8 protein-coding genes are annotated in these 7,631 nt (G+C 59.4%); 1 reads left to right on the forward strand and 7 read right to left on the reverse strand.

From position 1 onward, the window contains the following. Nucleotides 1–22: 22 nt before the first annotated feature. From AD668_RS26345 to dadA, 6 genes are all read right to left on the reverse strand, one after another. The gene (locus tag AD668_RS26345; protein ID WP_053163802.1) at nucleotides 23–1,948 is read right to left on the reverse strand and encodes an acetyl-CoA hydrolase/transferase C-terminal domain-containing protein; all 1,926 of its coding nucleotides are present in this window, start codon (nucleotides 1,946–1,948) and stop codon (nucleotides 23–25) included. Between the two features lie 270 nt (nucleotides 1,949–2,218). Next, complete coding sequence (locus tag AD668_RS26350; protein WP_053163805.1) at nucleotides 2,219–2,632, reverse strand: cytochrome c5 family protein; 414 nt, start codon at nucleotides 2,630–2,632, stop codon at nucleotides 2,219–2,221. Nucleotides 2,633–2,813: 181 nt separating this feature from the next. Next, nucleotides 2,814–3,362, reverse strand: a complete 549-nt coding sequence (locus tag AD668_RS26355) for a cupin domain-containing protein (protein ID WP_053163807.1) — start codon at nucleotides 3,360–3,362, stop codon at nucleotides 2,814–2,816. A 126-nt stretch (nucleotides 3,363–3,488) separates the two neighbouring features. Then, entirely contained in the window at nucleotides 3,489–4,562 is a 1,074-nt protein-coding gene (gene alr / locus AD668_RS26360) for an alanine racemase (protein WP_053163809.1), read from the reverse strand. A gap of 86 nt (nucleotides 4,563–4,648) precedes the next feature. Beyond that, nucleotides 4,649–5,002 carry a RidA family protein gene (locus AD668_RS26365; RefSeq protein ID WP_053163811.1) on the reverse strand — a complete coding sequence of 118 codons (354 nt, stop codon included), beginning with the start codon at nucleotides 5,000–5,002 and terminating at the stop codon, nucleotides 4,649–4,651. Continuing rightward, nucleotides 4,974–6,278, reverse strand: a complete 1,305-nt coding sequence (dadA, locus tag AD668_RS26370) for a D-amino acid dehydrogenase (RefSeq protein ID WP_053163841.1) — start codon at nucleotides 6,276–6,278, stop codon at nucleotides 4,974–4,976. The genes AD668_RS26365 and dadA overlap by 29 nt, the downstream gene beginning before the upstream one ends. Nucleotides 6,279–6,435: 157 nt before the next feature. On the opposite strand from dadA, the gene AD668_RS26375 reads away from it, so the two are divergent. Further along, nucleotides 6,436–6,924, forward strand: coding sequence for an Lrp/AsnC ligand binding domain-containing protein (locus tag AD668_RS26375; RefSeq protein ID WP_007975155.1), 489 nt, complete (start codon nucleotides 6,436–6,438; stop codon nucleotides 6,922–6,924). A 79-nt stretch (nucleotides 6,925–7,003) separates the two neighbouring features. Here AD668_RS26375 and AD668_RS26380 read toward each other — a convergent pair whose 3' ends face one another. Next, a complete protein-coding gene (locus tag AD668_RS26380; protein WP_053163813.1) occupies nucleotides 7,004–7,357 on the reverse strand; it encodes a YkgJ family cysteine cluster protein in 354 nt (117 codons plus the stop codon). Nucleotides 7,358–7,631: the final 274 nt, after the last annotated feature.

The following is a 7,631-nucleotide window of genomic DNA, read 5'->3' on the forward strand; positions in this document are numbered from 1 at the left end:
GCCTTCGCTGGCAAGCCAGCTCCTACAAGGACTCGGTGGCTTTCAGGCCCGAGAGCAGCAACCGCTGATACAAGTCTTCCTTCAGCCCTTGCGGTTTGGCCAACTGCATGCGATCCAGATGTTCAGAAAACGCCCCAGGTTCTGGCGCATCCAGCGCTGCCTTGCCCAACTCCAGCACCTCACTAAGCCTGAACTTGCTCTTGAGCCAGCTCAGCGCCCGCAATACATCCCGTTCCACCTCGGTGAAATCACACCCCAGTGGGTATTCCGCAAACAGCTGCGGATGCCGGGCCTGTATCGCCTGCAAACGCTCCGGACGGTTATCGCTGAAACGTGGATCTAGCTGGAAGTCCTTCGGCAATTTGCCGACTTTCTGCGCCTGCTCGATCAACCCCGGCTGAAAGCGCGAGTCACTGATATTGAGCAACGCCTCGATCACCGCCGCATCGGTCTTGCCGCGCAGGTCGGCGATGCCGTACTCGCTCACCACGATATCGCGCAGGTGCCGGGGGATCGTGCAGTGGCCGTATTCCCAGACGATGTTCGAGCTCACGTCGCCGCCCGATTCACGCCAGCTTCGTAACAGCAGTATCGAGCGTGCGCCTTCCAGCGCATGCCCCTGCACCACGAAGTTGTACTGCCCTCCCACGCCGCTGAGCACACGGCCGTCTTCCAGCTGATCCGCCACGGCGGCGCCGAGCAAGGTGACGGTAAACGCCGTGTTGATGAACCGCGCATCAAGCCGCTGCAAACGCTTGAGCGCTTCCTGACCGTAGAGCTCGTTGATGTAGCTGATACGGGTCATGTTGAATTCGAGCCGCTTACTGTGCGGCAACTCACGCAAGCGTTCGTAGAAGCTGCGCGGCCCGAGGAAAAAGCCTCCGTGCACCGAGATGCCATCGGTTTGCGCCGCTTCGTCGAGGGTGCCGGCATTCGCCTGCTGTTGCGTGTCAATATCCGGATAGACCTTGCGCCGAACGATCCCGGCGTCGGCCAGCACCAACAGGCCGTTGACGAACATTTCGCTGCAACCATACAAGCCCTTGGCGAAAGGTTTGAGGCCTCCTTCGCGCTCGATCAGCTGCGCCCAAGGGCTGAGATTTATGTCCGACAGCAAAGCCGTGTAACCGTCGTTTTCCGCTTGCCTGACGAGCAGCGCCGCGGTCAGCGCATCGCCCATCGAGCCGATGCCAATTTGCAACGTGCCGCCATCGCGCACCAGGGCACTGGCGTGAAGCCCGATAAAGTGGTCCTGAAACCCTACCGGCATGTTCGGCGTGGAAAACAACGTGGTGCTGTCTTTTTCGTCGATCAACAGGTCGAAGGTATCGATACCGACCTCTGCATCACCCGGCATGTAAGGCAGATCTTTGTGGACCTGGCCGACCAGCAGGATGGTTTCCCCTGCGACACGGCGCTTGGTGATCATCGGCAGCAGGTCGAGGGTAATGTCCGGGTTGCAGCTCAGGCTCAGGCGATCAGGATGCTCGGCATCGCTGGCCACCAACTGCGCCACCAGGTTCAGCCCGGCCGCGTTGATGTCCCGGGCAGCGTGGCTGTAGTTGCTGCTGACGTAATACTGCTGGGCTGCCGAACTGTTGAGCAAACTGCCGGGTTGCATGAAGAATTGCTGGATGTGGATGTTGCCCGGCAGGTTATCGCGGCGCAGATCGGCGAGGAAATCCAGCTCCGGATAATCGCCAAAAACCCGTTCGGAGAAGGGTTCGAGGAAGCGTTTTTGCAAACCATCGCCCAAGGACGGGCGACCCAGGCACAGCGCGGTATAGATCGTCAGCCGCCGCTCGGGCAGCTGCACGATACGTCGATACAGCGCGTTGACGAAATGATTGGGCTTGCCCAGCCCCAACGGCAGGCCCAAGTGAATATGCGCCGGCAACCGTGCCAGGACGTCGTCCACTGCCTGTTCGATAGCAACCAGCTGAACCATTTGATCCTCCCTTGCATTCCATGGTTTGGGGTTGGACCGAGCTTGCCGGGTCTTTGCTGCAATGACCAGCCTGTAAAAACCATCGCCCCACACAAAAACCGTGTAGGAGCGAGCATGCTCGCGAAGGATTCTCAGACGCCGCGGGGTTTCAGGTTCGCCAAGTTATCGTTAACGACCATCGCGAGCAGGCTCGCTCCTACAGTAAGCAACAAAAATCGCAGGCACAAAAAAGCCGCTCGAAAGCGGCTTTGTTGCGAAAGAGGCGGCTGCTTACAGACCGGACATCTCTTTGATAGCGCCCTTCAGCTCGTCATCGGAGCAGTCAGCGCAGGTGCCTTTAGGCGGCATCGCGTTGATGCCGGTAATGGCTTTGGCGAGGATGCCGTCGAGGCCGCCCTGGTGATCAGCACGTTCTTTCCAGGCTGCCTTGTCGCCGATTTTCGGTGCGCCCAGCAGGCCGGTGCCGTGGCAAGCGTTGCAATGTTTGGCAATAACATCTTTAGGCGCCTTGGCACCGCCACCGCCGCCCGCCGAAGCGGCGACTTCCATGCCCTTGCACTCTTTGCCCGTCACACAGACCTGGCCGACTGGCTCAAGGCGTTTGGCAATTTCGTCGTTGGTCGCAGCTTGAGCGCTGGCAGCCCATAGGGCCAATACGGTTGCTGGTACAGCCAGCATTTTCATAATTAGATTCACGCGTTCACCCTCAATGGTGGCTAGTCACGCCTACGGCCACGGTTCGCAGGCGGGCGCAAGTATAGCGGTAAGCCCGCCGCACTGAAACAACCCCAAAGTCGAAGGGGTCTTAGCTGCGGCGGAAAAACAGCGCGGGCACCTCTGCAATGCTGGCAGGGCGCCTCTTTTCTTAGAAATTCGCCGGTGTGGCTGCGCTGATTAGTCGCGCAGGCGCATCGAACGGATTCCGGAAACGGTGTGGCTTGGTACTTTCAAAGTAGTAGCTATCGCCGGCTTCGAGCACAAAAGTTTCCTGCCCGACCACCAACTCCAGCTTGCCTTCGACCAAAATTCCGGTTTCCTCGCCCTCGTGGGTGAGCATCTCGTCACCGGTGTCGGCGCCTGGCGGGTAGATTTCATTGAGGAACGCGATAGCCCGGCTCGGGTGCGCCCGACCGACCAGTTTCATGGTCACCGCGCCGTCGGAAATATCGATCAGCTCGTTAGCCTTGTAGACAATCTGAGTCGGTTTTTCCTGCAGGATTTCTTCGGAAAAGAACTCGACCATGGACATGGGAATTCCGCCCAGCACTTTGCGCAACGAACTGATGGAAGGGCTGACGCTGTTCTTCTCGATCATCGAAATCGTGCTGTTGGTGACCCCCGCCCGTTTGGCGAGTTCACGCTGGGAAAGGCCTTTGAGCCTACGGATGGATTGCAGTCGTTCACCGACGTCCAAAGCTTGCGCCTCCAGGATTCAATTGTTGGAATAGTGAGCGTTATCATGGCGACAGCGTTCAGTATTTACAACACTTGGACCTGAATCCTGTTCAGCGAGGCGACTTTCGGTCCGTCGCGTTTTTCACTAAGCCCCGGAATAGAGCAGTGGCACCCGGCGCAGGTTGCAGAAAATCTGGTAAGGAATGGTGCCGGCAGCAATGGCCACGTCACTGGCGAGAATGTTTTTACCCCATAACTCGACGGTCGAACCCAGACCGGCTTGCGGCACATCGGTCAGGTCGATGCAGAGCATGTCCATCGACACCCGACCAATCAGCTGGCTACGCTGCCCCGCCACCAGCACTGGCGTGCCGGTCGGTGCCAGACGCGGGTAGCCGTCGGCGTACCCCATGGCCACGACGCCAATACGCATCGGTTTTGGAGTGATGAATTTGGCGCCGTAACCCACAGGCTCGCCGGCCGGCAGTTCACGCACGCTGATTACCTTCGATTCCAGCGTCATCACCGGTTGCAGACGCGCAGCCACTTCGTTGGCTTCTTCGAATGGCGTGGCACCGTAGAGCATGATGCCGGGACGCACCCAATCGCTGTGAATCTGTGGCCAACCCAGCACCGCCGGCGAGTTACGCAGGCTGACCTCGGCGGACAAGCCCTTGCGCGCCGTTTCGAACACCGCCACTTGATCAGTGCTGGCCTGTTCGTGCAGCTCATCGGCACGGGCGAAGTGACTCATCAACACTACTTTCGCGACATTGCCGCTGGCCTGCAGTTTTTGATAGGCCACCTGATAGTCCGCTGGGTGCAGCCCGACACGGTGCATGCCCGAATCAAGCTTCAGCCACACGGTGATCGGTTTGCTCAACACCGCTTTCTCGATGGCTTCGAGTTGCCACAGCGAGTGCACCACGCACCAGAAATCATGCTCGACGATCAGCGCCAGCTCATCGGCTTCGAAAAAACCTTCCAGCAGCAGGATCGGTGCACGAATGCCCGCCGCCCGCAGCTCCAATGCCTCTTCGATACAGGCCACAGCAAAACCATCTGCCTCGGCTTCCAGCGCCTGGGCACAGCGCACCGCGCCATGGCCATAGGCATCGGCCTTGATCACGGCGAGGGCTTTGGCCCCCGTGAGTTCACGGGCAACCTGGTAGTTGTGGCGCAGGGCTTGAAGGTCGATCAGGGCACGGGCAGGACGCATGGCGGCAGACTTCTGGTCGGGTTATCGGGAAGAAAAACCGGTGCTGGCTGGTAGCGCAGCACCGGGAGAGGGATCTGTATGAAAGCTTATGGCAGAGCGGCTACAACCGACAGCTCAACCAGGATTTCCGGCTCGCACAGTTTCGATTCGACAGTGGCACGGGCCGGGGCGACGCCTTTTGGCAGCCACTTGTCCCACACCGCGTTCATGCCTTCGAAATGCGCGTCGATGTCTTTCAGGTAAATCGTTACCGACAACAGATTGGTTTTGTCGGTACCGGCCAGATCGAGCAAGCGCTCGATGTTGGCCAGCGTTTCGCGGGTCTGCTGCTCAATCCCGGCGTTCATGTCGTCGCCGACCTGCCCGGCCAGGTACACCGTGCCGTTATGGGTGACGATCTGACTCATACGCTCATTGGTGAGCTGGCGCTGGACTGACATGTTTCGCAGACTCCTGGATTTTTTTGCCATAACGGGAAATATCGAGGCCTTCGGCGCTGATCTGCGGCTTTTTCTTCGCCATCAGGTCAGCCAGCAAGCGACCGGAGCCGCACGCCATGGTCCAGCCGAGTGTGCCGTGACCGGTGTTCAGGAACAGGTTCTTGAACGGGGTGGCGCCAACAATCGGGGTGCCGTCCGGAGTGGTCGGGCGCAGGCCGGTCCAGAAATCGGCCTGGGCCAGATCGCCGCCCTGAGGATAAAGATCGTTGACGATCATCTCCAGGGTTTCGCGGCGACGCGGGTTCAGCGACAGGTCAAAACCGGCAATCTCGGCCATGCCGCCAACGCGAATGCGATTGTCGAAACGGGTGATCGCGACCTTGTAGGTCTCGTCGAGAATGGTCGAAGTCGGGGCCATCGCCGGGTTGGTGATCGGCACGGTCAGTGAGTAGCCCTTGAGCGGGTACACCGGAGCCTTGATCCCCAGTGGCTTGAGCAGTTGCGGCGAGTAGCTGCCGAGGGCCAGCACGTAGCGGTCGGCGGTTTCCAGCTTGCCGTCGATCCACACGCCGTTGATGCGATCACCGGCGAAGTCGAGGCGCTGAATGTCCTGACCGAAACGGAATTGCACGCCCAGGTTCGCAGCCATCTCGGCGAGCTTGGTGGTGAACATCTGGCAGTCGCCAGTCTGATCGTTCGGCAGGCGCAGGGCACCGGCGAGGATGTCGGTGACGCTGGCCAGCGCCGGCTCAACACGGGCAATACCGTCGCGGTCGAGCAGCTCGAACGGCACGCCGGACTCTTTCAGTACGGCGATGTCTTTTGCGGCGCCGTCCAGTTGAGCCTGGGTGCGGAACAGTTGGGTGGTGCCCAGGCTACGGCCTTCGTAGGCAATGCCAGTTTCGGCACGCAGTTCGTCGAGGCAGTCACGGCTGTACTCGGACAGACGGACCATGCGCTCCTTGTTCACCGCGTAACGGCTGGCGGTGCAGTTGCGCAGCATCTGTGCCATCCACAGGTATTGGTCGATGTCGGCAGTTGCCTTGATCGCCAGCGGGGCGTGGCGCTGCAACAGCCACTTGATGGCCTTGAGCGGGACGCCCGGCGCGGCCCACGGCGAGGCATAGCCCGGCGACACCTGGCCGGCGTTGGCGAAACTGGTCTCCATGGCAGCAGCTGGCTGCCGGTCCACAACCACCACTTCAAACCCGGCACGGGCCAGATAGTAAGCACTGGTGGTACCGATGACGCCGCTACCCAAGACCATGACGCGCATTTTCATATCCCTCATCGCGGCTGACCGCTGACGTTTGTTATTCAGAGCTTTAGATGCGCGCAGTGTAAAAAAGATTTGCCAGTGCTTTTCACTATATAAGCGCCTATATTTGGCGACAATTCTCGGCAAAAACCCTTTTCACGGAGGCGCATCCCCTATGCGTACCAACACTCAGACCAAACGTGAGCTGGACAAGATCGACCGCAACATCCTGCGGATCCTGCAAGCGGACGGGCGTATCTCATTTACGGAGCTGGGGGAAAAGGTCGGGCTCTCGACCACGCCCTGTACCGAGCGGGTCCGGCGCCTGGAGCGCGAAGGAATCATCATGGGCTACAACGCCCGGCTCAATCCGCAGCACCTGAAGGGTAGTTTGCTGGTGTTCGTCGAGATCAGCCTGGACTACAAGTCCGGCGATACTTTCGAAGAATTTCGCCGCGCGGTGCTGAAATTGCCCCACGTACTGGAATGCCACTTGGTGTCTGGGGATTTCGATTATCTGGTGAAGGCGCGGATTTCCGAGATGGCGTCCTACCGCAAGCTACTGGGCGACATTCTGCTCAAGCTGCCGCATGTGCGCGAATCCAAGAGCTATATCGTGATGGAAGAGGTGAAGGAGAGCCTGACGCTGCCGATTCCGGACTGAAGATCAAAAGATCGCAGCCTGCGGCAGCTCCTACCGAGAAATGCGATCCCATGTAGGAGCTGTCGCAGGCTGCGATCTTTTAAACCAACACCTGTCGGTTCGAGGCCATGTACTCAAACACTTGCTTCTCCGCCCGCGGGTGAATCAGTTCCACCGGCCCGCGCCCATTCGGGCATGGCAAGGTCTTGGTCGTACCAAACAATCGGCAGATCAGCGGCCGCTCTTCATACACCGTGCAACCGTTCGGCCCCAGATGAACGCAATTGAGTTCATCCATCGCCGCATCCTGCTCGGCGCGAGTCTTGCGCGGCAGGCGCGACATTTCTTCCGGCGAAGTGGTCACCGGTCCGCAGCAGTCATGGCAGCCGGGGACGCATTCAAACGAAGGAATTTGCTGGCGCAGAGTGCGAATTGTCTGACTGTTGCAGCTCATTGAAGCGGTGACCGAATGTGGAATAGACCGGGATTCTGACGTAAAACCCGCGTTCCAGACAGCGCCACCCGACCAATGTTGCCCGCCTGGGAAAGTCCGGCTTATGCTCCGGCAAATTTTCTAAACGCAAAAACCAGGAACATGCACATGACCGCCCGTGCGCAACAGCCTGTCCCAAGCCATCAGCACACCGCTTCTTACTACGCTGCCAGCAGTCTGCCGCAGCCGGAATATCCGGCGCTCAATGGCGAAGTCCTGGCCGACTGTCTGGCAG

The sequence above is a fragment of the Pseudomonas sp. P1.8 genome, from assembly GCF_001269805.1.
GTDB lineage: Bacteria > Pseudomonadota > Gammaproteobacteria > Pseudomonadales > Pseudomonadaceae > Aquipseudomonas.

Bases quoted from the DNA above. Each gene is read 5' to 3' on its own strand.
- AD668_RS26345 (WP_053163802.1), bottom strand. From the start codon at position 1,948: ATGGTTCAGCTGGTTGCTATCGAACAGGCAGTGGACGACGTCCTGGCA.
- AD668_RS26350 (WP_053163805.1), bottom strand. From the start codon at position 2,632: ATGAAAATGCTGGCTGTACCAGCAACCGTATTGGCCCTATGGGCTGCC.
- alr (WP_053163809.1), bottom strand. From the start codon at position 4,562: ATGCGTCCTGCCCGTGCCCTGATCGACCTTCAAGCCCTGCGCCACAAC.
- AD668_RS26365 (WP_053163811.1), bottom strand. From the start codon at position 5,002: ATGTCAGTCCAGCGCCAGCTCACCAATGAGCGTATGAGTCAGATCGTC.
- dadA (WP_053163841.1), bottom strand. From the start codon at position 6,278: ATGCGCGTCATGGTCTTGGGTAGCGGCGTCATCGGTACCACCAGTGCT.
- AD668_RS26375 (WP_007975155.1), top strand. From the start codon at position 6,436: ATGCGTACCAACACTCAGACCAAACGTGAGCTGGACAAGATCGACCGC.
- AD668_RS26380 (WP_053163813.1), bottom strand. From the start codon at position 7,357: ATGAGCTGCAACAGTCAGACAATTCGCACTCTGCGCCAGCAAATTCCT.